Source organism: Mesorhizobium sp. BAC0120 (assembly GCF_033542235.1).
Taxonomy (GTDB): Bacteria; Pseudomonadota; Alphaproteobacteria; order Rhizobiales; family Rhizobiaceae; genus JAWRCU01.
Genome location: NZ_JAWRCU010000001.1, coordinates 119808 through 143890, shown reverse-complemented (window position 1 = coordinate 143890; position 24083 = coordinate 119808). Strand labels below are relative to the sequence as shown.

The 24083-nt window shown below is 60.6% G+C and carries 17 protein-coding genes; 9 read left to right on the top strand and 8 right to left on the bottom strand.

All coding sequences use genetic code 11. The features are described 5' to 3' along the window. The first annotated feature begins 134 nt into the window (after positions 1 to 134). From SAZ10_RS00645 to SAZ10_RS00630, 4 genes are all read left to right on the top strand, one after another. Entirely contained in the window at positions 135 to 1949 is a 1815-nt protein-coding gene (locus tag SAZ10_RS00645) for an SLC13 family permease (RefSeq protein ID WP_318607229.1), read from the top strand. A 175-nt stretch (positions 1950 to 2124) separates the two neighbouring features. Next, positions 2125 to 3435: a sorbosone dehydrogenase family protein gene (locus SAZ10_RS00640; protein ID WP_318607228.1), complete on the top strand. Its 1311-nt coding sequence runs from the start codon at positions 2125 to 2127 to the stop codon at positions 3433 to 3435. Positions 3436 to 3995: 560 nt separating this feature from the next. Next, a complete protein-coding gene (locus SAZ10_RS00635) occupies positions 3996 to 6671 on the top strand; it encodes a PAS domain S-box protein (protein ID WP_318607227.1) in 2676 nt (891 codons plus the stop codon). A gap of 39 nt (positions 6672 to 6710) precedes the next feature. Further along, positions 6711 to 7157: a response regulator gene (locus SAZ10_RS00630; RefSeq protein ID WP_318607226.1), complete on the top strand. Its 447-nt coding sequence runs from the start codon at positions 6711 to 6713 to the stop codon at positions 7155 to 7157. A 24-nt stretch (positions 7158 to 7181) separates the two neighbouring features. Here the strand turns inward: SAZ10_RS00630 and SAZ10_RS00625 are convergent, their stop codons facing one another. From SAZ10_RS00625 to nhaA, 3 genes are all read right to left on the bottom strand, one after another. Beyond that, on the bottom strand, positions 7182 to 8891 hold the full coding sequence (locus SAZ10_RS00625) for an adenylate/guanylate cyclase domain-containing protein (RefSeq protein ID WP_318607225.1): 1710 nt from the start codon (positions 8889 to 8891) through the stop codon (positions 7182 to 7184). 374 nt (positions 8892 to 9265) lie between these two features. After that, complete coding sequence (locus tag SAZ10_RS00620) at positions 9266 to 10069, bottom strand: potassium channel family protein (protein ID WP_318607224.1); 804 nt, start codon at positions 10067 to 10069, stop codon at positions 9266 to 9268. 75 nt (positions 10070 to 10144) lie between these two features. Continuing rightward, the gene (gene nhaA, locus SAZ10_RS00615) at positions 10145 to 11305 is read right to left on the bottom strand and encodes a Na+/H+ antiporter NhaA (protein WP_318607223.1); all 1161 of its coding nucleotides are present in this window, start codon (positions 11303 to 11305) and stop codon (positions 10145 to 10147) included. Between the two features lie 395 nt (positions 11306 to 11700). Here nhaA and SAZ10_RS00610 point away from each other — a divergent pair, with 395 nt between their 5' ends. Then, complete coding sequence (locus SAZ10_RS00610) at positions 11701 to 12285, top strand: tyrosine-type recombinase/integrase (protein ID WP_318607222.1); 585 nt, start codon at positions 11701 to 11703, stop codon at positions 12283 to 12285. 320 nt (positions 12286 to 12605) lie between these two features. Here the strand turns inward: SAZ10_RS00610 and SAZ10_RS00605 are convergent, their stop codons facing one another. Next, positions 12606 to 13256: a hypothetical protein gene (locus SAZ10_RS00605; protein ID WP_318607221.1), complete on the bottom strand. Its 651-nt coding sequence runs from the start codon at positions 13254 to 13256 to the stop codon at positions 12606 to 12608. A 1446-nt stretch (positions 13257 to 14702) separates the two neighbouring features. On the opposite strand from SAZ10_RS00605, the gene SAZ10_RS00600 reads away from it, so the two are divergent. From SAZ10_RS00600 to SAZ10_RS00590, 3 genes are all read left to right on the top strand, one after another. Then, positions 14703 to 15113 (top strand): hypothetical protein, encoded by a 411-nt coding sequence (locus SAZ10_RS00600; RefSeq protein WP_318607220.1) that lies wholly within the window; start codon positions 14703 to 14705, stop codon positions 15111 to 15113. Beyond that, complete coding sequence (locus tag SAZ10_RS00595) at positions 15022 to 16485, top strand: terminase large subunit domain-containing protein (protein ID WP_412535131.1); 1464 nt, start codon at positions 15022 to 15024, stop codon at positions 16483 to 16485. The genes SAZ10_RS00600 and SAZ10_RS00595 overlap by 92 nt, the downstream gene beginning before the upstream one ends. Before the next feature lie 238 nt (positions 16486 to 16723). Next, a complete protein-coding gene (locus tag SAZ10_RS00590; protein WP_318607218.1) occupies positions 16724 to 17983 on the top strand; it encodes a hypothetical protein in 1260 nt (419 codons plus the stop codon). 937 nt (positions 17984 to 18920) lie between these two features. On the opposite strand, the gene SAZ10_RS33540 is transcribed toward SAZ10_RS00590, so the two are convergent. Continuing rightward, on the bottom strand, positions 18921 to 19184 hold the full coding sequence (locus SAZ10_RS33540) for a DUF982 domain-containing protein (protein ID WP_412535130.1): 264 nt from the start codon (positions 19182 to 19184) through the stop codon (positions 18921 to 18923). A 119-nt stretch (positions 19185 to 19303) separates the two neighbouring features. Beyond that, a complete protein-coding gene (locus tag SAZ10_RS00585; RefSeq protein ID WP_318607217.1) occupies positions 19304 to 20293 on the bottom strand; it encodes a hypothetical protein in 990 nt (329 codons plus the stop codon). 1301 nt (positions 20294 to 21594) lie between these two features. Here SAZ10_RS00585 and SAZ10_RS00580 point away from each other — a divergent pair. Beyond that, complete coding sequence (locus SAZ10_RS00580) at positions 21595 to 22710, top strand: hypothetical protein (RefSeq protein ID WP_318607216.1); 1116 nt, start codon at positions 21595 to 21597, stop codon at positions 22708 to 22710. Here the strand turns inward: SAZ10_RS00580 and SAZ10_RS00575 are convergent. Continuing rightward, positions 22707 to 23405: a hypothetical protein gene (locus SAZ10_RS00575; RefSeq protein WP_318607215.1), complete on the bottom strand. Its 699-nt coding sequence runs from the start codon at positions 23403 to 23405 to the stop codon at positions 22707 to 22709. The genes SAZ10_RS00580 and SAZ10_RS00575 overlap by 4 nt on opposite strands. A gap of 60 nt (positions 23406 to 23465) precedes the next feature. Continuing rightward, positions 23466 to 23975 (bottom strand): hypothetical protein, encoded by a 510-nt coding sequence (locus SAZ10_RS00570; protein WP_318607214.1) that lies wholly within the window; start codon positions 23973 to 23975, stop codon positions 23466 to 23468. Positions 23976 to 24083 lie beyond the last annotated feature (108 nt).

Below are 24083 nucleotides of genomic sequence, written 5' to 3'. Positions count from 1 at the left end.
CTGGAATAACGATACGGGAGCAGAAGGGAGCGCACCATGGAATATGTTCATGTCGGCGCACTGAACTCTTTGAACGTCAGCCATGACATCCAGCAGGCGCTCGAGTCGCCACGCTGGCTAACCAGGGTGACCCCGTGAACGACATCGCGATCACGCTGTCGATCATTGGCCTAGCGCTGTTGCTGTTCGCCTGGAACCCCGTGCCCGCGGTCGTCGTCGCGATCGGGGCGTCCCTGGCGCTCTACTTCACCGGTGTCCTCACCATGCCGGAGGCTCTGACCGGCTTCGGTGACCCGGTGGTGATCCTGATAGCCGCGCTGCTTGCCCTCGCGGTGGCTGTCGAGACGACGGGGGTCGGCACCTGGGCGGGCCAGCTCCTCTTGCGTCTCAGCGGCGCCAGCAAAACCACGCTGCTGGTCGCACTCATGGTCGTGGCCGCGATCTTCAGCGGGCTGATCGGCATGAACGGGGCCGTCGCCGCCATGTTGCCGGTGACCGTCATCATCGCGGTCCGGACAGGGATCGCGCCGTCGCAGCTGATGATCCCGCTCGCGCTGGCCTGCCTGAAGGGTGCCAAGCTCACCTTGCTCGGTTCACCGGTCAACGTCATCGCCGCTACGCAGGCCGAGGAGTTGGGCGCCGGCCACATCGGCTTCTTCGCGTGGTCCGTGCTCGGCATACCGCAGCTCATCGGGTCGATCATCATCGTCGTCTGGCTCGGCAAGCGGTTGCTGCCTGAGCGGCAGAGCGAGGCGATCCTGGCCGACTTCAGCGGTCACGCCCACACGCTTGTGCAACACTACAAGCTCGAGCACGAGTTGCACCGCCTGGCGGTGCCCGCCACCTCACCCCTCATCGGTACGTCGCGCAAGGCCGTCGATCTCAGCGCGTACGCTGGTGTGCGCGCTGTCGCCTTCCTCAATCAGAAGGATGGTCAGCCGCTCGAGCGCGACCGGCTCGAAGCCGGAGACCTGATCCTCGTCCGCGGCGACGGCCGCGAGGTCGACCGGCTGGCGGCCGACCTGCGGCTGGAGGTGCGCGAGCACGGCGACAAAGCGGCTCTGGGCGACGTACTCCTCTCGCGGAACTCCGGGTTGGCCGAGGTCGTCGTCCCCGAGCGGTCGGCGTTGATCGGGAGCACGGTCTTCCCCGGCATGACCAGCCAGGACCATGAGGTGATGGTGCTGGCGGTGCAGCGCGGCGGGGCCGAGTTGGTCCGCCCGCGGCTCACCCTCCGCTCGGGCGACCACCTGCTGCTGCAGGGCAGCTGGCCGGCCCTGGAGCGCTACCTGTCAAGCGCCCAGCTGCTGGTCATCGACTCGCCCGACCAGATCCGTATGCAGGCAGTCGCGCTCGGCCGGGGCGCAAAGCGCTTGTTCGCGATCCTGGCGCTGCTGGTCGTGCTCCTGGTCTTCAACATCATACCGGCGCCGATCGCGTGCCTCCTCTGCGCCTGCCTCACGGTGATCACCGGCGTCGTGCGCGTGCCGCAGATATATCGCGGGCTCGACTGGAACACCGTTCTGCTGATCGGCGCCATGATCGCGCCCGCGCACGCCATGGAGAAGAGCGGCGCCGCCGAGATGATCGGCAATCACATCGTCCACCTGCTCGGCGACTTCGGTCCGACCGCCGTGCTCGTCGGTATCTTCCTTGCGGCGACCCTGATCACGCAATTCATCTCCAACACCTCGACGGCCCTTGTGATGATGCCGATCGCGTTCGCGGCGGCGCGCGACATGGAGGTCTCGGCACTGCCGATGGTGATGAGCGTAGCGATGGGAGCCAGCGCGTCCTTCCTGACCCCGTTCGCCAACGGTGTGAGCCTGATGGTCTATGGGCCGGGCGGCTACCACTTCGGTGACTTCTGGCGCCTCGGCCTGGTCGTGCTGATCTGGACGCTCATCGTGACGGTCATCGTCACCCCGCTCTATTGGCCGTACCACTGAGCAGTCAGGCGCGGGCGAAGCCGCGGCATCAAGTGTCGTTGTCGCATCTCCTCGACTTTGTTGGGTGGCCGAACCAAGCAGGCTGGAATAGCCGATTGACGGTCAGACACTGCATCTTCGATATAACGCCCTCGTTGCCTCATGTAGTCTGAGTGCGCGCAACTGGAGGGAAGCAATGAGCATGTCCGGCATCTTCGCGCGCGCGGTCGCCCTGATCGGCGCCGGGGCGATCCTTTGGCGGCACGGGCGCGAAGGCGAGAAGCAGCCGGCCTATGGGAGCGCACCTAGGATCCCGGCGGCAAGGCCGCAAGGCATACCGACGCTGAAGATGCCGACGGCGAAGGGATGGGCCGCAGGGCAAACACCGACTGCCGCTCCGGGGCTCCGAGTGAACGCCTTCGCAGCCGGCCTGAAGCATCCCCGCTGGATCCACGTGTTGCCGAACGGTGACGTGCTGGCGGCCGAGGCGCTGAGCGTACCGGGCGGCATCAATTCTATCTTCGACTACGCGATGTTCAGTACGATGAAACGCGCTGCCGCGGTCGGCGTAAGCCCGAATCGCATCAGCCTGTTGCGCGATTCCGACGGCGACGGCGTAGCCGAGATGCGCGAGGTGTTCCTCGACGGGCTAAATCAGCCCTTCGGCATGGCGCTGCTGGGCGATACCTTTTACGTCGGCAATACCGACGGTGTGGTTGCGTTTCCTTACGCGACAGGAGAGACGCGCATTCGCGCAAGCGGCCGGAAGCTGGTCGACTTCAAGTCCGGCGGGCACTGGACGCGCAGCCTGCTGCCTAGTGCCGACGGACGGAAGCTCTTCGTCGGCGTCGGCTCCCTCAGCAATATCGGCGACAACGGCCTGGAAGCGGAAGAGGGGCGTGCCGCGATCCATGTGCTCGATCTCGAGAGCGGCAAAAGCCGCATTTTTGCCTCCGGACTGCGCAACCCGGTGGGGATGGCCTGGGAGCCGAAGACCGGCACGCTGTGGACGGTAGTCAACGAGCGCGATGGTCTCGGAGACGAGACGCCTCCCGACTACCTGACATCCGTGCAGGACGGCGGCTTTTACGGATGGCCCTTTTGCTATTGGGACAGGATCGTGGACGACCGCGTGCCGCAGAACCCGGGCCTGGTTGCGACAGCGATAACACCGGATTTCGCCTTGGGCGGCCACACGGCCTCGCTTGGTCTCTGCTGGCTCCCGGCAGGCACCCTTCCTGGCTTTCCCGACGGCATGGTCATCGGGCAGCATGGTTCGTGGAACCGCAGCAAGCTGAGCGGCTACAAGGTCGTATTCGTACCTTTCGAAAATGGACGCCCCGCAGGGCAACCGCGCGACATACTATCGGGTTTCCTCTCACCGGATGAGCGTGCATCCTACGGGCGGCCGGTGGGCGTTGCTATCGGTCCCGACCGCTCATTGTTGGTCGCGGACGATGTGGGCGATGTGATCTGGCGCGTGACGGGTGAGCCGGGGCGCAGTTGATAAGGTCCGCGCGCCGGGCCATTAAGATCGACTCATCGACGCGGGCACCTGTCCAGCTTGCGAAAATGGGCGGGCTTCCCGTGTCCCGCCTGACATACAGGTTACCTTGCTAGAAATGTTGGAACCTGCTTACCATTGCCGCGTTGTTGCGCCGGCTCAATGATGGTCAATGACTTATGCAAATTACCTTCAAACCTTCCGCCGACCGGCAACCTGTTTCGTCAGCTGTGCATCTGGAGGAGCTGCGACACGCACGCGCAGAACTGAAGAGACTGGAAGAGGCTTTCGACAGTCACCGCGGCCCGGAATCGGAGCACCTGCGCATCCAGATCAGACTGGTCGAACAGCGCGTCTCTGAGATCCGATCTGCGCTTACGAAGCTTCCCGACCCAGTTGTCGACTGCTGATCTTTCCTTTTGGCTTCGATGGCCAGATCTCCTGCTTGGGCAGCCGAGCGGGTTCTGCGGCTCGTGCCCAGCCAGCTCAACCGATTGGAACTTTTACCGTTCGGTTTCGTTGTCCGGCTCGCGGCAGTCTATTTTTTGCGCAGAAGGGGATTGATGAGTATCGGAAATGTCGTCGGCTCGGAGAGGATCGTTCATCTCCCTCAAACCGTGCCGATCCTAGAGTCAGCTCCGGATTTTATCGAAAAGCTGCCCGTCGCAATTTATGCCTGCGATGCGCGAGGGCGCTTGCTTTGGTTCAATAAGCGTGCCGTCGAGCTGTGGGGGCGGACACCCGTGCTCGGCTCTGATAACGAACTCCATACGGCACTCATAAGCTCTGTTTCGATGGGCGAGATCACGCGTGGCGACACTCCGATGGCCACGGTGCTCCGTACCGGTATTCCTGTCAGGGGCGCGGAAACCATAATCGAGCGGCCGGACGGATCATCGATATCGGCGATGGTCGATATCGAGCCGATCGAAGACCAAGACGGCCGAGTCATCGGCGCCATCAACTGTCTCCATGACATCACGAACCGGAGCCAGGCCGACGAGATCATAAAGCAACAAGACCAGCGGCTAGCTGCAACCTATCACCAGGCGGGAATCGGCATCGCCGAGGTCAACGCCGAAGGCAAGATCGAGCGTGCCAACGCCCATTTGGCCGGGCTTCTCGGCTATGCACCCGAAGAGCTGATCGGCAGGTCGGTCTTCGATCCCGAATTGGCGGAGAATGTCGAGACCGATTTGCGCGAGTTCGAGCGCCAGGTGCGAGGTGAAATCGACTGCTACAGGCATGAGAAACGCTTTCTCCGCAAGGACGGCACGAAGATATGGGTAGCCGTCACATCTTCGAGCGTCAGAGATGCGCAGGGCCGCTTCTTGCATGCGGTGCGTGTGCAAAACGACATCACAGCACGCAAGCAGGCCGAGGCCGCCCTGGTCCGGCACATGGAGGAGCAAGCTGCGCTCTATGAATTCACTGACGGGCTGCAGCGCGCAGAAAACCTGGCTGAGATTTACGAGCTCGCGCTCGACACAATCATGCGCGCCCTGCATGCCGATCGCGCCTCGATTTTGCGGTTCGACGAGGCTGGCGTGCTCAAATTCGTGGCCGTTCGCAACTTGTCGAAGCTTTATCAGCAGGCAGTGCAAGGCCATTCTCCGTGGTCGCTCGACACAACCGAGCCCGATCCCATCACGATAGGAGATATCGAACGAAGCGAATTGCCAGAGTCGCTAAAAGCCAAGATTCGCGGCGAAGGAATTACAGCGCTCGCGTTCATTCCCATCGTCTCGGGAGGTCAGCTGCTCGGCAAATTCATGACCTACTATAACAGTGAACACGCCTTCAGGGACTCCGAGCTCCGATTTGCTCTAACCGTCGCTCGACAGCTCGGCTTTGCATTGGACCGAGTGCGCCTCGAAGATGCCCGTCAGAGGACGGAACGTGCAGCCAGCCAGCTCGTCGCAATCGTCGAATCTTCTCACGACGCCATCGTCAGCAAAGATCTCAACGGCACCATCATGACCTGGAACGCAAGCGCGGAACGCTTGTTTGGCTATCGCGCAGATGAGGCGATAGGCAGGAACATCACGATGGTGATCCCGGACGAACGGCTGGGGGAAGAGCCGGAGATTCTCGGCCGTATCCGGCGTGGCGAGAATGTCGACCATTTCGAGACCATCCGTCGCCGCAAGGACGGCAGCCTGGTCGACATTTCCCTGACTATCTCGCCGATCCGCGACAGCCGCGGCCGCATCATGGGCGCCTCGAAGATTGCGCGCGATATCACCGACCGCAAGGCTGCCGAAGCCAAGCTGCGCGCCAATGAGCGCCAATTGAAAGACCTGCTCGCCGCCATTCCGGCAGCCATCTACACCACGGACGCTGAAGGCAAGATAACCTACTTCAACGAGGCTGCGGTCGAGCTTTCCGGGCGCACACCGGAAATCGGCAAGGACGAATGGTGCGTTACCTGGAAACTGTATCGGCCGGACGGCACGCCTTTGCCGCACGACGAATGCCCGATGGCGATCGCTCTGAAGGAGGGGCGTTCCATACGCAACATGGAGGCTGTCGCCGAACGCCCCGACGGCGTGCGTATCCCCTTTATCCCCTACCCAACGCCTCTACGCGACGAGAACGGAAAAATCGTCGGCGGCATCAACATGCTCGTCGACATCAGCGAACGAAAGCAGGCTGAAACACAGCAGCGGCTGCTGTTCAACGAGTTGAATCATCGCGTGAAGAACAACATGCAAATGCTGCAGTCGCTCCTGAGAATGGCCGGCCAGAAGACCGGAAATGAAGAGGCGCGACACATCCTTCGTGAAGCGGGTAATCGGGTTGCAGCAATGGCCGCTGCCCAGCAGGTCCTATATGGCACAGTCAACTCGACCCACTTCAACGCGGGGGATTTCCTGCGCGCTGTCTGTGAGACGATACGACAAACCTTTCCGGAAGACGTCAGCATCGCGTATGAGATGGATGACGCTGAGCTTCCCAATGATTCCGCCATGCCGTTGGCGCTGATTCTCAATGAACTGTTGACCAACGCTCTCAAATACGGAACCTCGGGCGCAGCCGACACGATCCGGGTCGGCCTGCGGCGTGATGGTGAGGCTTTCAGGATCTTTGTCGAAGACAATGGTCCGGGCTTCGATCTGGCCGCGGTCCGCCACCGCTCGTCCGGGCTCAGGCTCGTCCAGGGCCTCGCGCGGCAGCTTCGCGGTGAACTCACCGTGACGACAGCGCCAAACACCCAATGCACTGTTCGTTTCTCGTAATGGGCCCCATTTCCTTCTGTCATTCCTGGATCGCGCCGGATGCATGAGTTTACCGCCCCGCCTGACCGCCAATCGCCGACTTCTCCGGATTTGCAGGCGGTCGAACCGGTGGATAGCGCCGCGGCGGCGCGAATCTTGGTCGTCGAGGATGATTTTCTCATCGCTACGGATATGGAGAGCGCACTGACCGAGGCCGGATTTGAGGTTGCAGTAGCGGGTTCAGCCGAGCAGGCCCTGGCGATTGCCGCTTCGGACCGGCCTAGCCTCGTCGTGATGGATATCCGATTATCCGGCGCTCTGGATGGGATCGATGCTGCGCTGGAGCTGTTTCGAAGATATGGCTTGCGCTCTGTCTTCGCGACTGCGCATTCCGATCCAGCTGCCCAGGCCCGCGCCGCACCCGCACAGCCACTCGGCTGGCTAGTCAAGCCTTACACCTCGGCTTCCCTGGTTGCGGTAGTTCGGACCGCCCTTCGGCTCTCCTAGAACATTTTCTACGCAGCTTCATTTCTAAAGCGGCAGTCCGGCCTTCTCCAAACCTTCGCGAAGATGAGCTCGGTCCCGCTCAAGGAGAAACGGCCTGGACCCGACGGCGCGTTTCGCCGAGAAGTCGGGCGCAAGCTCAAGGAGACGCTTTTTCGACGCCGCTGCCCGGTCCATATCACCAAGCTGCGCATAGCTCGCCGCGAGCCCTGCAAGAATGCCGATCTGCGGCGCAGCGACCTCCGCGTATGCGGAAACGGCCTCCTGATAGCGCCCCTGGCAGTAGAGTGCGAGCCCAAGATTGGTTGCGTACCAGTCCGGATGGGCGGGGTTGAGCTGCATAGCCCGGCGCGCCCATCGTTCTCCCTCGCCCGGCCTGCCGAGATAAGTCGCGAGTGGCGCGCGCAGGGCCATCACATGGGCATCGAACGGGTTCAGCTGGTATGCGCGCTGGTGGTGTTGCTCCGCCTCCGCGAGCTGCCCGCGGTACATCATGATCTGGCCGAAGACGAGATGGCACCAGCTTTCAGATGGATCGCGTTCCAGCGCCCGTTGTGCCGGCTCAAGTATCTCGTCCGGGTCGCCAGGGTGCCACACCGTCACACGCAGCTTCATCAAGGCGAACCATGCCAGGGCGAGCGCATAGTCGGGATCCAGCGCCAGCGCCTTCTCGAACATGGCAAGCGCTGCGGTAGCCGAGGCCGGATCCAGGGCGCGGGCGAGATGAATCCCACGCAGCAGAAAGTCATACGCCTCCATGTTCTCGGTGCGCTTTCGGCTCGCGGCTGCGGCACCCTCGTCCTCGAGCTGACCCGCAATCGTGGCCACGATCGTGGCGGAGATATCGTCCTGGACCGCAAAGAGATTGTCGATGATGCGGTCATATCGCTCCGCCCAGATCGCCAGGCCGGAGCGCGCGTCGATGAGCTGCACCGACAGCCGAATGGTTTCGCCCGCGCGCCTGACGCTGCCCTGCACGGCATAATCCACCCCCAATTCCTTCACCAGGTCGGGCAGTGCCGCCGTGCGATCGCGATAGGCGTCGGACGACGCCATGCCGAGAACGGCCAACCGGCCAAATCGAGACAATCCGGCGATCACGTCTTCGGTGATCCCATCGCTCAGATAGGCCTCCTCGGCTTGGCCGCCGCTCTTGCTGGCAAAGGGAAGAACGATGATCAGGGGTTTGGTGGCGCCGGCCACGACCGGCACGGCGCAGCTATTCCCGGCAGCCAGACGGAAAATGCGGACCGGCTTGATGAGGTTCTTGAGATGACGGAAGCCCAGATCCTGCCATTCATAGGCAATTTCTCCAATGATCGCGTCATGAACGGCACCCGAGATGCAGAGACCTCCGGCAGGCGCAACCGCCTCGAGCCGTGCCGCCATGTTCACAGTTGCGCCGAGAAGATTGGAGCCATCGGCGATGGCTTCTCCGAAGGAGATACCGATGCGAAATGTGAGGAGGGGATTTTTGCCTTCAGTGCCGCGCAAGGTCTCCTGTATGGCTACCGCGCAGCGGACTGGCTCGGCTGCTCGAGGAAATTCCGCCAGGACGCTGTCTCCGGCGGTGTTGAAGATTCGCCCGCCATGCTCCTCGATGAGTGGGTCGATCAGGCGCCGGCTGCTCGCCAGCGCGCGAAGGGCCAAAGCCTCGTCAGTCGCAACCACATGGCTATACCCCACGGCATCCGCCGCGAGGACGGCTATCGACCTCTTTGTCGGCGCTTCGCCCATGCGATAGGTTTCAATTCGAGGATAGCAATTTCTATCCCGCCGGCAATGAAACCACAATCAGCCACGTCCCCACTGCGATTTGCTCGAGCAGCGGCATGCGTTCGTAAGTCGGAGCGTGGCCTTCGCGCCGTCCAAAGCGAACGTCCAGGCGACTTGCGTTGTCGCCCAATGCGAAGTCGTGACCCATAGCGGTCAACGGAGTCGGGTGCCACAAGCATGCGCTTCGCGCAGATTTGCAATGTTCGCCTCGCCTACGCGGACGTGGCGCCCAGTTATTTCCATTTCGGTCTCGATGCGGAGCAGTTTACATGCGCAGCAAGATGATTTGAAGCCGCGCACTCGCCGCTGAGGCTGACTCAGCTTCCGCAACGGGATCAATCGTTCGGATCCGGAATCTTGAGCATGTATCCACACGCCTTGCAGTGGACCGCGTCCGGATCATGGCGCTGCAGCCTGCACCGCGGGCAGGGATGCCAGACTTTATACGGCCGGAAAACGGCCTGCCCTAACCGGATGAAGAGCGTAACGCCGGCCAGCATGATCACAACCGAAGTGAGCTTGCCCCAGGGGCCTGGGAGCAGGATATCGCCGTAACCTGTCGTCGTCATGCTGGTTACGGTGAAATACAGAGCGTCGATATACCCTGCTAAACCCGAGCCTTCGCGGAAGAAGAATGTGTAGATGAAGCCTGTCACCACGAAAAGGAAGGTGATCAGGTTGATCACGGACTGAACGACTTCGCGCCAAGGAGCGTAGCCGCGTCTGAGCAGGGGGCGCCAGAATGTTCCGCTTCGCGACAGCGACCATAGCCGCAGCACGCGTAGGAACCCTAGGTTGGCAAGCCATAGCGGAAAGAGCAGCGTGAGCAGGATGAATGTATCCACGATGCTCGTTGGCTGCCGCAGCCAGCGCGGGATGTCCCTCGAAGCCAGTGCCCGGGCGGTGATGTCGAGGCCGAGAAGAGCCGCAATCGAATAGTCTATCCAGAGGAAGAGCGGCCGCTCGCGCAGAATAGGACTGGCCACGAAGAAGGCGACGATCAGCAGATCGACGACCATGACAGCGTACTGGAACCACTCAGAACCGGCAGAGCGGCCATGATAGAGCCGACGGAGACGTGCGCGGAGCGCACCCGCACTGCTGCGTGGCCGGCTTTCGGTGGCTGGGCGGTCGTCCATGGCTGCTCGATAATGCCCCAAGATGTGAGAAGTCGCACCAGGTCGGCTGGTCACTATAGAACCGCAACTGGTCGATCACTGCATGGCCTTGTTCGTCTCACTCGGTGCCACTCGCAGGATTGCAAATCCGAGCAGCCCCGCCACGAGCGAGGCACCGAGAATGCCGATTTTGACCTTTTCTTGCACAAGCGGAACATCGGCAAAGGAGAGCAGACCGATGAAGAGGCTCATCGTGAAGCCGATACCACAGAGCAGTGACACACCGAGCAGTTGAAGCGTGCTTGCGGCTGCTGGCATCTCAGCCCAGTTAGCACGAATGACGAGGTACGCGCTGCCGAAAACACCCACCAGCTTGCCGACAAGGAGCCCGAGCGCCACGCCAAGCGTGAGATTGTCGGTCAGCGCACCGAGCGAAAGACCGGAGAGCGATACGCCCGCATTGGCAAAGCCAAAGATCGGGACAACCAGAAATGTCACCCAACCGTATAGAGCGTGCTCAAGTCTGTGGAGTGGCGAATGCTCCATATCGTGAGGCCGGGCAGGAGATGTGCGTAAGGGGATCGTGAGCGCCAACAATACGCCCGCAACCGTCGCATGCACCCCGGAGCGCAGCACGAGGAACCATAGCAGCACCCCTAGCACGAGATAGGGCCACAACCGGGCGACACCCATGCGGTTGAAGATGACGAGGTTCGCTAGGAGGAGCGCTGCGCTGCCGAGCGCGAGCATGTCGAGCGAGCCACTGTAGAAGAGCGCGATGATGATGACGGCGCCCAGATCGTCGATGATGGCAAGCGCGGCAAGAAACACCTTCAGCGAAGTGGGAACGCGGTTGCCCAAAAGCGACAGCACCCCGAGCGCGAATGCGATGTCGGTAGCGGACGGGATGGCCCAGCCGCGTGCGGTTGCGGGGTCGCCCGCATTGAACGCCGAGTAAATGAGCGCCGGTACAATCATGCCGCCAAGGGCGGCCACACCGGGAAGAATGCGCTTGTTCCAGGAGGAGAGTTGACCATCCAGCATCTCGCGCTTGATCTCAAGCCCGACGAGCAGGAAGAAGAGCGCCATGAGCGCATCGTTTATCCAATGCGACACGCTGAGCGGGCCGAGATAGCTCGACAGTGCGCTGAAATAGGCGGGTGCAAGCGGCGAGTTGGCCGCAACGAGCGAGAGCGCGGCTGCGGCCATCAATATCAGACCGCCCGAGGCCGAACTGTCGAGAAACTCTCGCAGCATCGAGGACGGACGGCGGCCACGTGACGGATGAGATTTGCTAATCGACAAAGGCTGCGGTCCCTGCGGAAAACGGTTGGTCTCGTTCTCCGTATTCGGGGCAAACCCCGGGCGCACGCAGCACACGCCTTTGGCCTCAGATAGAAAGTGCGATTGGCTGTGTCAACGCCTAGGTAGTGCGGAATGACCGCCTGGGGCTTAATGAGCCACCTTCCTGACCGATGGCACGAATGTCGAGAAGTGGCGCGAGCGCGTCCCTTGTTGAGGCCCTGATATCAATGTCGTTCCAAGTCGGTACCCATTGATGGCGAATCCTTCAGGGGTACTCCAAGACCAGGGCTAGAGTTCAGTGGCTCATAGGAGTGCTGCGGCTGCGGAGGGCGGCATGGAGAAAAACCATGCCCTGGAACAGAAGCCATATCGGTGGTCAGAAGCCTCCGCTCAAGCCGCACGAGGTCTGGAGCATTCGAACACGGCTGCAGGTGTCTGGCGCAGCAAGGGACTTGGCACTTTTCGATCTCGCGATCGACAGTAAGCTTCGTGGTTGCGACTTGGTCGCCGTCACTGTTGGGCTCTCCGGCATCGTTCGTGATCGCGCGGTCATCATTCAACGCAAGACTGGGCGACCAGTGCAGTTCGAGATCACGGAACAGACCAGAGTCGCAGTCGGTGCCTGGATTGCGCGACGACATCTCACCGAGCGAAACTATCTTTTCCCTAGCCGCGTGCGGGCGAAACCGCATCTGTCGACACGACAGTACGGAAGGATTGTTGACAAATGGGTTGCCAGCATCGGGCTCGACCCAAAGCGTTATGGCACGCATTCGATGAGACGCAGCAAAGTGTCGCAGATCTATAAGAAGACCGGGAACATCCGCGCCGTGCAGCTTCTACTCGGTCACACCAAGCTGGAGAGCACCGTCCGTTACCTCGGCATCGAAGTCGACGATGCGTTGGCAATCTCGGAACAGGTTGAATTGTAGAGAACTGCAGACCGTCGCCGTAGGAAGCGGCGCTCTGTGACCCATTGCAGACCTTCGGCTGTTACGGCTGCAAGGTCCGCACAGAGTTTGGTTACCTGACCTCCAACAATGCCCGGTCTTCTGCGCTGATCCACCGCCCGGCATCGGCGGCCTAACGTTACTCTACCTTGTCGATATCCGCCAACTTCCAACTCTTGCCGGAAATCGCCTTCTCCGGGTCTTACACGCGGAACCACGGGAACCATTTCTGGCCCGAGGGGGTGTAAAACCAGTCTCAACAGAGGCCATTCAGCCCTGCAAGGTTCACTCTTTGCTGTCCGTCAACGTGAAGACGTTCGCTGGACTAGCGCGATGCCGGTGATGTGGCCTTCCTTGAGACGATAAACCAAGAACTGCAATTTCGCCCTCCCATCCTGATCCGAGCGGCCGGCATGAGCGTAACGAATAATACCGTTTGAGACCGCTACCCCGAAAGCCGCCTCGAGGTCCTTGTTGCTTTTGTCGAGAGCGGGAACAGGCAGTTTCACATTCATCAGTTCCTTCGGGCCAATCTCGCATCCCGACATCGCATCGTCACTCTCCTCTCCCGCCAACGTGGTCAGGATGTGCTTTCCTTCGCCTGTACCTCCATCAGCGATGAACCATTCACGAGTGTAGTGGTTGCCTATCTCGACTTCGTAGCAAACCCAGCTGACCGATGCTGCCTTGTCGCCGCGCGTGCGTATTTTGCCGCCAAACGCCTTGACGACATCATCGAGGGTCGTCTTCTCGAGAGAAACATCCAGAATGTCGGTCTTCAAGGTGCTGTCGAATGGCTGGCGCATCGGGTAGGTCTTTACCCTTGCCAATCCCCCCGAAAGCACGATCGAGGGAAAACCCGTCAGCATCGCATCGTCAGCAAGAACTTGCTCCGAAATCGGCAAGTATATTGCGAAAGATAAAACGCTGACCGCCAGCCTCCGTTTGATCATCGCAAACTCCCGGTGCCATGATTTCGACGTTCGCCTGACTTTGATATCAGGTTCTGGGCGAACTTCGAAATCAAAACGACACTAGTACCTGGAATCATTGGAGCACGGAACATCGGCAGTTCCAGACCTTCGTCCTGGGAACTCAGGAAGAGCGTGCAACGCCATTGACTCACGCTCCCGCAATGTTGGGTACTAGAGCGGCCGCGATTGGCGGGAGGCAATCCTCTTCATGCCATGCGATGAAAGTGCAGGGGTTGAAGTACGTTACTGTTATCACCGTCGAACGCGCCTTGGATGAGCAATCGCGGTCGGACCCAAGTCTAGCTGTAATGCCAACCAACGGCCGTTCGCCCCCTAAGACAAGGCCCTGGCAACGCAGTGTCCGCTTCTTACTCCCCAAAGGCGACCTTCACCGATTGTTGGCGCGAGGTCGCAAACTGGCGCAAATCCGCCGTCCGACCCCGTTAGTGAAGGTCGTCAACGGGCTCAATTTGCGAAGGGACAAATTCGGTTCGACCTGGCAAACAAAACTCTTGCATCCGGTAACCGGATTTGGCATAGGAAAATTATCCTCCAGAATTGTAAACATCGACGCGGCGGCGGAGCGAAGCCGAGCGCTAAAAGGCGTTATGCCCGTCGATGCAACCGGGCGCCGGCTGTTCGTCATACCGGCTGGGGGCATCCGGACCATGCGGAGGCGCTGCCTAAGGCGGTGACTCGGACGTGTCGTCCACTGATGAGTTTGACGCCGCTCTCGCCATCTATCGTTGCCCGATGGTCGACCAACGGGTTTGGCCATCTGCGGAAGGTTCCCACGGACCCCCCACCTCTGGGGCGACCCGCCACCGAAAATTTGAAAATTCGCTTCGGTGCGCAAAAAGCTCTTGCATTCGGTAACCGAAAGTGGCATAGGAAAATTATCCTCTAGAATTGTAGGTCGTTGGAGAGGCGGCGAGACAGCGTGGCCGGGCGCGGATCGTGCTGGCGATGGCTGTTGAAACGTGGCGTCACCTGTTTCGGGAGCGTTGCACTCCGTCGCGCACCCCTCGGCAGTCCCCGCCCAGCGGCCGAACAGTGCCCAGGCGGCCTTCAAAAAACGGTCCATCCGCCCACCTCACCGGCCTACGCCCTCCATGCAAAGCCCACGCAGGGGGAGAAGGGGAGCCTTGCATTCAGTTTGCGGCAAATCGCAGACGTCGGAGATTGGCAGAGGGAGCGCCTCGCATGATTGTCGGTTTCATTCTCGGCTTCATCGCCGCACATGTGCTGTGGGTGACGATCTACTGCTTTGCGCCGTTCAGAGGGTGATTACTGGAGCGTTATTGTAATCGCCAGGCGCGATCGCTGCCCCTCACACTTACCCGCTCTCCGTCGTTCACGAGAGCGGGCGTCAGCGTCGGCGCCTCTCGCTGCTACATTTTCTTTTACAATCGAGTGCGTGGCCGGATGAGTGCTTCCGAAGATGATGGGGACGAGAGCGGCCCGGGCCATCCGCCCTTAGATGTCATCAAGCCAGGCAATTCCGGGCGGGCCATTGGCGCCCGAGCCACGGGCGCGCGCAGCGAGCTTGGCGAAGCATTTCTTGAAGATGTGCTTGCCGCCTGGGAAGGCCAGGGACCGGCCGCTATCCAGCGCATGATCGACGAGCGGCCGCAGGATTTCGTGAAGATGGTCACGTCGCTGTTGCCGCGCGATCTCAATGTCAACTTCAACCCGATCGAGCAGATGACGGATGAGCAGCTTGTCGAACGGATCCGCAAGCTCGATGCCGCCATCCGACCCTTCCTCGACGCTCTCGACAATGCTGAAGGAAATGGCCGCGCTTCAGGCCGAAGCCGAGCGCCGGCAGCGCGCTAACAGGCTCAAATTCTATCGGCCCTATATGAGGCAGAGAGAGTTCCACCAGGCAGGCGCGACGTTTAGCGAGCGCCTGTTCATGGCCGGCAATCAGCTCGGCAAGACAGTTGCCGGCGGCGCGGAATGGGCGATGCACCTTACCGGTCGCTATCCGGACTGGTGGGACGGGGCGACCTTCGACAAGCCGGTGGTCCTATGGGCCGGCTCGGTGACGCGCGAGAGCACGCGCGACAACCCGCAGCGCATCCTGATCGGTCCACCCGCAATAGAGGAGGAATGGGGCACAGGCTTTGTTCCCGCCGACTGCATCAAGGACCGCACGCGAGCGAGCGGCGTGGCGAACATGCTCGACAGCGTCGTCGTGCGTTGGGGCGGCGGCGGCGATCTGCAGGCCGGCGAGAGCATCCTTGCCTTCAAGGCCTATGAGAAGGGCCGCGAGAAATGGCAGGGACCGACCGTCGACGGCGTGTGGTTCGACGAGGAGCCGCCGGCCGATATCTATAGCGAGGGCCTGACGCGCACGAATAACGGGCAGCGCGGGCAGTTCGCGCAGCAGACCTTTACCCCGCTTCTCGGCATGTCGGAGGTGGTGCGCCGTTTCCTGATGCCGGCAACCGACGATCCCGCGGCTCAGCATCGCCACGTCACGCGCATGACGATCGACGATGCCGAGCACTATTCGCCGGACGAGCGGGCGAAGATCATTGCCTCCTACCAGCCGCATGAGCGCGAGGCGCGGGCCAAAGGCCTTCCCACGCTTGGCTCCGGCTTGATCTTTCCGGTCGCAGAGGATGAGATCGTCGTGGAGCCCTTCGCCATTCCCGAGCATTGGGCCCAGATCGGCGGGATGGACTTCGGCTACGACCATCCTTTCGGCGCGGTGAAGCTTGCGCATGACCGCGATAATGACGTGGTCTATGTCACGGCCGAATATCGCAAAAGCCAGGCGACGCCTGTCGTGCATGCGGCGGCGCTGAAGCCATGGGCGGCGTGGCTGCCGTGGGCGTGGCCGCATGACGGGTTGAGGCGCGACAAGGATCCGTCCGGCGCCGAATACAAGGAGCTCTATGTCGCCCAGGGCCTCGCCATGCTGCCCGAGAAGGCGACCTTCGAGGATGGCGGCGTCGGCGTCGAGGCCGGCGTCATCGACATGCTCGACCGCATGCAGACCGGGCGCTGGAAGGTGTTCAAGACTTGCGGCTTCTGGCTGGAGGAGCGGCGCACCTACCACCGCAAGGACGGCGTAATCGTGAAGCTCAACGACGACGTGCTCAGCGCATCCCGCTACGCCTACATGATGTTGCGCCACGCGCGCACGAAACCGAAGCCCAAGCGGCAGACCGCGTTCGGGCAGGGGGCGTGGATGGGGTGAGCACGCAGTAGGGCAGTAGGGGGAGTTGTGTGCGTCAAGGGCATTTCCTGGCCCTTTGTTTGCGTGCGTGCTGCCGATCTCCAGCTTCGAGTTTGCGCTTCAGCCAATCTCCGAAGCCGGCAAGACGGCGAACTGACCCGCATATCCCATCGGTCAAGGCGCAATCTCGCTCCCGAGGGAGCCGGAGCGCGGCAGAGATATCGACCCGGCGCCGACGCACCAAACCAAGGAGGACAGCATGTTCGACGGTCTATTCGGCCGTGAGTATCTTTATGGCCTTTTGAAGGGCCAGGCGGAGAATGATCTTCGAGGGCTTGGGGAGGCGGCGACCGATCTCGGCAAGTCGGCCGGGGCAGGAGTACGTACTGCGGCAGAACAAACCGTCGGGATGCCAGGTGACCTTAGTTTGCTTGGAGGGTACCTGACCTCATGGGCGGCCGAGAAGCTGGGTGTTCCAAAGCCTTTGCTCGAAAAGGTCGGAGACCGGCTAAGTAGCTTTAGGCCGCCGACGAGCGATGAGATCAATGAACTGACGACGCGCTACCTTGGCCCTACCTATCAGCCGACGACGGATTTGGGCCGCACGACCAAAGCCGTCGCGGAATGGGCGCCGCTTCTCCTTCAGCCTGAGCTTCTTCCCGGGAAGGCTGTGGGAAAGATAGCAGGGGAGGCTGGTGAGAAGATAGCTGCGAAGCTCGCCGGCCAACGGCTGGCAAATCTCAGGAACAATCGGTCTGCGATCAGCCCTTTTCCCAAGGAAACCAGGCTATTCAAAGATGACTACCCGGGAGTCGTACCTGCGGATGAGAAAGGAAAGCTCCTCTACGATCTCGATGGGCGCCCTTTCAATGCGGATGCGGAATACGTGGTTGGCCGGCGGGTTGCGGGCGGCGAAGACGTGCCTCTGCCGGAGGAGGCGATCGACGAAATCACAAAGAAGATAATGGGCAAGGAGATTGAATACGATCCGAAGGATCTGGCCAAAGGTGAAACGGGCTTCGTGAAGTTGGACAAGACAGGCAAGCCGACACAAGTAGTCGTTGATCCAAGGCTACCAGCCGATGAACTCCTGGAGACCAAAGCGCATGAGTTCGGCCATGTCGTCGAGATTACGGCGAAAGGCCGCAAAGGCCTGCCAACCTACAATCGTAGGCCGGAGCTGCACCGGAACTACAGCACGGGTATCGATGGCGAGATCCGGAATGAGAACCTTATTTCGCCGAAGCAATACGGATATATCGGCCAGAGCAGGGATCGCGAACTCTGGGCGGATGCTTTTCGCGCTTACGCCTTAAGCCCGAGCTACTTCAAGAACCGGTTTCCCGATCTCGCCCGGGAGATCAGGGAGGCAGTCAACACTCATCCGGAGTTCAAGAATCTGCTGCAGTTCAACAGCATTGCTGCGGCCATGGCTCCGGTCGGGCTGCTCGGATACCTTGCCAGCCAACTGGGCGATCCACGGCCGAAAAGTGCTCCAAGGAAGATTATGAACTTATAAGGCGAACTATCGCTTACATCTTTGGTGAGCCGCTGAAAGGCTCGTCAGTCGGCCGCCGAATGTGTATAGTTTGCATTCAACCAAAACGGGTGTTGGTCATGCAGGACACTTCCCAGACCAGAAAGGAAAGCTCCTCTCCCGCAGCGGTCGATAGTTCCGATCCGCTGCCGGAACAGCCGCGATGGTATGGCGGCCTGTCCGTGGCCGAAAGAATCCTGATAGGGAAGAGCTGGCGCCATCGCGTCAAGCTTCTCACCAGAGAGCAGCGACGTGAATGGCGGAAGTATCAACTCGAGTGGCGGCGACTGGAAGCAGAAGGGAAAGTGATAAAGTGGCCGCCCCGTGAGGGGAGGGTAAGTGGACGTCAACAACTTCGCCGGCCCCGATAGTGCGCGCCAGCCTGCGTTGAACACCAGTCAGAGGAAACCCGCCGTGGCAGCTCCGAAGGCGGCCTCTGAGCGGCCATGGGCGAGACTACCAAGCGCCTCGAAATTCAGCTGCGGGAATTGGCGATCGGAACGACGACGTCCCTATATCGCCTTTTGGACCTGCGCCCGAGAGAGGAACCCCACCTCTGCCAAGCTCGTTGTGATCGCGACACATCGGATGGAGGATGACATGGGCTTTCTCACGCGTCTGTTCTCGCGGACTCCGAAAAAGACGTCGGAACCGAGCAAAAGCCGCGCGCAGGTGAAACACTCGACGGCGGGGAAGCGCAAGAGCAGCGCAAACCCGGCAAGCGCCGCTCGAACGAAGGATGCAAAGACATTCGGTAAGGCAGGCCAAAGCAAGGCGGCCCCGAAGAAGAAGGTGGCTTCGAAAGCCGGATGAGGCCGCGCCGGGAACGTGCCGGCACAGATTAACTGTTACGACGGAGCAGTGTTCCGGCAAGCTGCTGCAGCACCATGACGCTTATCGGTGGGGACATTGCCTGATTTCAGTGCTTCGTCCCTGCAGGAACCAGGACGTGGGCCTCAAGCGCGGCATCTGCGAAAGCCTCGCGAGCTTCAGCGGGTGTCAGATGCCCTATGCGCGCTGCGTCGAGCTGCTTTGCGGCGATCCGGGATAGGGGTTTGTGGCCCGTCGGCCAATCCGGACTTTTCAAGCAGTTCGAAGCCTCGATAACCGTTTTGATCGCCCTTGCCCGCCGTGGCTTGCCGAGAGCGATCTTCACTGGTCTGTCGAATTCTATGTGTCGCATAAATCTAAACCGCGTAAGGACGTCCAAGTTCCGAAGGAGGAGCGCCAGTTATTGTTCGCCCAGGATGAGGCCCGAATATGGCGCTTAGAAGTCTTACTCCACCGGTATAGTTTGAACGACTATTTCGATGGCCCCGCCGACCGCAGCAGCACCTGTTCGCTCATGAGCGCGGTGCGGCTCTCGGCGACGTGATAGCCGCTCTGCTCGGCAAGGGGCGCGAAACCTTCCAGCCCGCGCGCAAAAAGTTGGAATTTCGTGTGCGCGATCATCCGCTTGCGAAGCTTGCTCGAGCTCGTGACCGAGCCGGCGACGATCGGCACGCCTGAGCGTGCGAGCACTGTGAGGTTGGCCACGACCGCTTCATCGCTGCCATATTCGAACAGACCGCCTTCGGATGAGGCTGCAATGACAGCGCCTCGCGCGGCGAGGCCGGCAAGCAGGCGGGCGAGCGGGGCGGTGTCGTTCCAGTCGTAAGCATGGTGCTGGAATTGGACCTCGAGCCCGTGCAGCGGCCCGTCGGGCGCGGTTAGCTCGACAAGCGCGCGGGCGCCGAAGGCCGGGCCTTCCTGCTGAGAATCGAAGACGTGGATCGCGATCGGACGGCGGAGCAGCGACGCGTGGTTGCGCGCGAGAACGATCAGCGCGTTGATGCTGTCGAGCGCCGGACCGCCCGCGATGTTGACAAGATCAAGGGGCGCGTCCGGCGCTTCGCCGAGCGGCGCGAGGAGCGCCTCCGCCAGAAGCCGCGCGATCTGCTGCATGCGCAGCCTGATGAGCGGCATGTGCGGAGACGCCGCGACCTGGCGATCTACCGGGCTGTCGAATCCGGGTGGCAGGTGATCCGGACCGAGCTTGAGGATGTAGGTCGTGATGCTGTCGAGATAGTCGCGGTCCGACGCCAGCAGGCTGCGGAGCAGCGGCGAGCGCGGGGCCGCCAGCCGCATGAGCTGCCGCGTGAGGAAGGCGGGCATCCAGCGGTTGCGACGGGCTAAGGCCAGGAGCGCATCGCGCCTTGCGGCGAGGCTGGCGGGATCGTCGGGGACTGCGAATGCGGGATGCGTGACGTCGATCACGGGCAGTCTGAGGCCGTCGGCGGTGGTAGCGTACACGATGGGGCGGCTGTCTGCGGGCGGGCAGGGGGACTGCATGAGGGGCTCCAAAGTTCTCCGGCCGATTACGGCATGGAGAGACGGGCAGGCGATAATGGCGGCGCGATGGCGGGAACATTGGGTGGCGCTGGCGCGGGCCATCAATGTCAGAGGGGGCTGCGTAGCGATATGCCATCTGATTGCGACGTAAGCGACCAGCGGCAAAGCAACCAGGAAAGGTTGAGGCCAACAAAGCTGCCGCCTCCGTTGCACCTAACGTATTAAAATGCTCGTCAGCCGGCCTGCGGACGTGTATAGCTTATACAACTATAACGGGTATTGGATATGCAGGACTCTCCGAAAACGGGAATGGAGGTTGAAAGCGTTGACTTCGGTAGATCGTGCTACGGTCACAGCCGGGGCGTCCGGACGCCACCTCCCGCTGCTTCAATGATTAAGCTGGAGCACTGCCTGACTGAAGCCAACTCCTCGGTGGCGGTGACAAATGTGTGCGGCAGGCAATTGATCTGGGCCTCATACCCAACTTTTCGGAACACAGAGCGGCCGTGGACGAAATCCTGGCTACGAACCGCCGAAAGCGCTGCTTTCTCAGGGCTTGGTAGTCTTAAATTTGTTGAAGGAACAGCAGCATGGCCCGGGCCCTTGACAAAGGGGACCGCTTTCAATCTTCCGGGGAATATCACATGCTGTCATTAATCAAATTCCTGATATGGACTATTGTATTGTTTTTAGTTGTCCATTTGTTTTCTGTTAATATAAATGTGTTCAGCCCGATTGTTGCTGCGCTTCTTTTGGTATTTCTTCTAATAATATTTATGATTATCTATCCAGTAAAAAAATACCTTGGCATGCACCACATATATATCGTACCTATGATATATATACTTATAAAAGGACTGTTGCATTTTTCACCTCAGGGGAATTATAGTTACAGCGAATACGCGTTTGGTAGGGCTATTTGGATCGACTCCGTTCCAACGGTTTTTGGGCTGTTTATTGAATACATCAGGGTCATTGTACCTGTTCTCGCATTCGAAGTTATCGATCGCTTAGTCACGTACTTCGCTCGCCGGGCGCAGAAGTAGAAGTTTGTGAATGGCATTCCGCCCCAATTTCGGAGTGTTGCCTGGGCGCTGAGTCTTCCGAGCCTCGGCTGGCTCGCCGCTGTCGCCGCGTCGTGAGCTACGACTGCGAAAATACATCCACGCCTCCGACCACATTGATCCAAACTGCAATGAAAAGCGTCTTGCTTCAGGATAGTTCATTCAACCAACTCAAACAGACTCTAAGAGGATTAACGAATGGGCGGCTGGACCTTTGGTGCGGATGGCTCCGCAACGTTCACGACTAATAAGTATGGGTCATTTACTCTTAAAAACTTCGGCGACTATATTCAATCACACCCAGGTTTAGCTCAAATAAATCCGAAAGAAAAGATCGCTATTATTGATGACATTTTGGGGGGATATCATGAGTATCACGCTTACAATCCGATAGTTCCCGCGTATGGAAACATTACTCCTCGCCAGGTATTTGATGCCTTGGTGTCGGAGGCGCCCACCCCATTCACCGGGAACGCTGCGAAGAACGGAGAGTTTACAACAATTCCATTAGGTTTGGGCACAGTAATACATTCAGTTGACGATGATTCATTAACGCTAGGTAACATCACTGTCCCCGGGTTGCACGCGTTGTATCCGGGCGTTGTGTCTCGACGAGTTGTAGAGCGCGACGGCAACATTGGTGTCGAAACGATAGGCGTCGGTTCAGGACTTGATCCTGCGGGAACCGCCGCTCTCCTCGGTCAACTCTCCTTCGACCAGCTCGACAACAACATCCTTCCCGCGCTGGTTTCGAAGTATGGCGCCGATTTCGTTTATGGAAAGCCGAGCGCAGGATCAAACCGATCTCCGGCGTCACCGTGGTCGCCGGCTGCTGCATTGCCGCCGAAGACGGTGCCTGGTATCCCTCCGGCATCGCCGAAATCCTTCGGTCCGAAGGCAGCGCCTGCTCCTCCGAAACCGAATTCTTCCGCATCGCCGATCTCGTTTAGGTCGGCTGAAGCTCCCTTCGGAATCCTGCCAGGGGAATGGATGAGCCTGCCACGCGGATACAGGGCCTTGTCGAACCCGGACATCGACGAGTCGGCCACACGCCGTCTCGGGTCGGCCCATAGGTCGCAGGCGGACTTGGGCCCCATTGCCAAAACCATTACGCAATTGTCGCCTCTTCTTCAGGCTGAGCCTTCTAACCAGACACAATATCCCTATGCCGCCGGGATGAGCCGCGGCGAGGTCAACAGCCATCAATCCTTCAAGGATCTTATGAAGGTCAACAGTCTCGCGGCGGCGATGGCTCCGGTCGGATTGCTCGGATTTCTTGCCGAGCAACTGGGGGATCCACCGGCACGACGTTAGAGGGATTGCGCGGGTAGGAGGCGGGCGATGCGACGCCGCGCCCTACGTTGCTCGTCTGTGTCTTGCCGGACATCTGCCCCACAAAGGGAAGACTGGCTGCTATGAAGGATTTCGCCAATCTCCCCACGCTGGCAATTGGCGAAGGCGGAGCGGCCGTTCGATCTCGCATTTTGCGGAGATGCTAGGCTGGGCTCAGCGTCATTCCCACGTACAGGTAGTTCAACTGTCCAAACTGAGTGCGAAAGGGTTCCCGTCGCCCTCAGCACTACCTGCTCGCTCACAATGGCGGTGCGGCTCTCGGCGACGTGATAGCCGCTCGGCTCGGCGAGCGGCGCGAAACCTTCCAGCCCCCGCGCAAAAAGTTGGAATTTCGTATGCGCGATCATCCGCTTGCGAAGCTTGCTCGAGCTCGTGACCGAGCCGGCGACGATCGGCACGCCAGCGCGCGCGAGCACGGTGAGGTTGGCCACGACCGCTTCATCGCTGCCATATTCGAACAGACCGCCTTCGGATGAGGCTGCAATGACAGCGCCTCGCGCGGCGAGGCCGGCGAGCAGGCGGACGAGCGGGGCGGTGTCGTTCCAGTTGTAGGCATGGTGCTGGAATTGGACCTCGAGCCCATGCAGCGGTCTGCCGGGCGCGGTTAGCTCGACAAGCGCGCGGGCGCCGAAGGGCGGGCCTTCCTGCCTGCGCATCGAAGACGTGGATTGCGATCGGACGGCGGAGCAGCGAGGCGTGTTCACGCGCGAGAATGATCAGCGCGTTGATGCTGTCGAGCGCCGGACGCCCGCGATATTGACGAGATCGAGGCCCGCGTCCGGCGCTTCGCCGAGCGGCGCGAGGAGCGCTTTGGCCAGAAGCCGCGCGATCTGCTGCATGCGCAGCCTGATGAGCGGCATGTGCGGAGACGCCGCGACCTTGCGGTCCACCGGACTGTCGAATCCTGGCGGCAGGTGATCCGGGCCCAGCTTGAGGATGTAGGTCGAGATGCTGTCGAGGTAGTCGCGGTCCGATGCAAGGAGCTTGCGGAGCAGCGGCGACCGCGGCGCCGCCAACCGCATGAGCTGTCGCGTAACGAAGGCAGGCATAAAGCGGTTGCGACGGGCCAAGGCGAGGATTTCATCGCGCCTGGCCGCGAGGCTCGCGGGATCGTCGGGAACCGCGAATGCCGGATGCGTGACGTCGATGACGGGCAGGCTGAGGCCGTCGGCAGTGGTGGCGTACACGATGGGGCGGGTGTTTCCGGGTGGGAAATCGGGGTGCATGACAGACTATAGATATGCTGGTCGGTGCCGGCGTGGAAACCCTTGGGCGCGCTAATGGTGGCGCGGCGCCGAGATGCACGCGTTCATGACGCCGCGGTGCTCATCAGA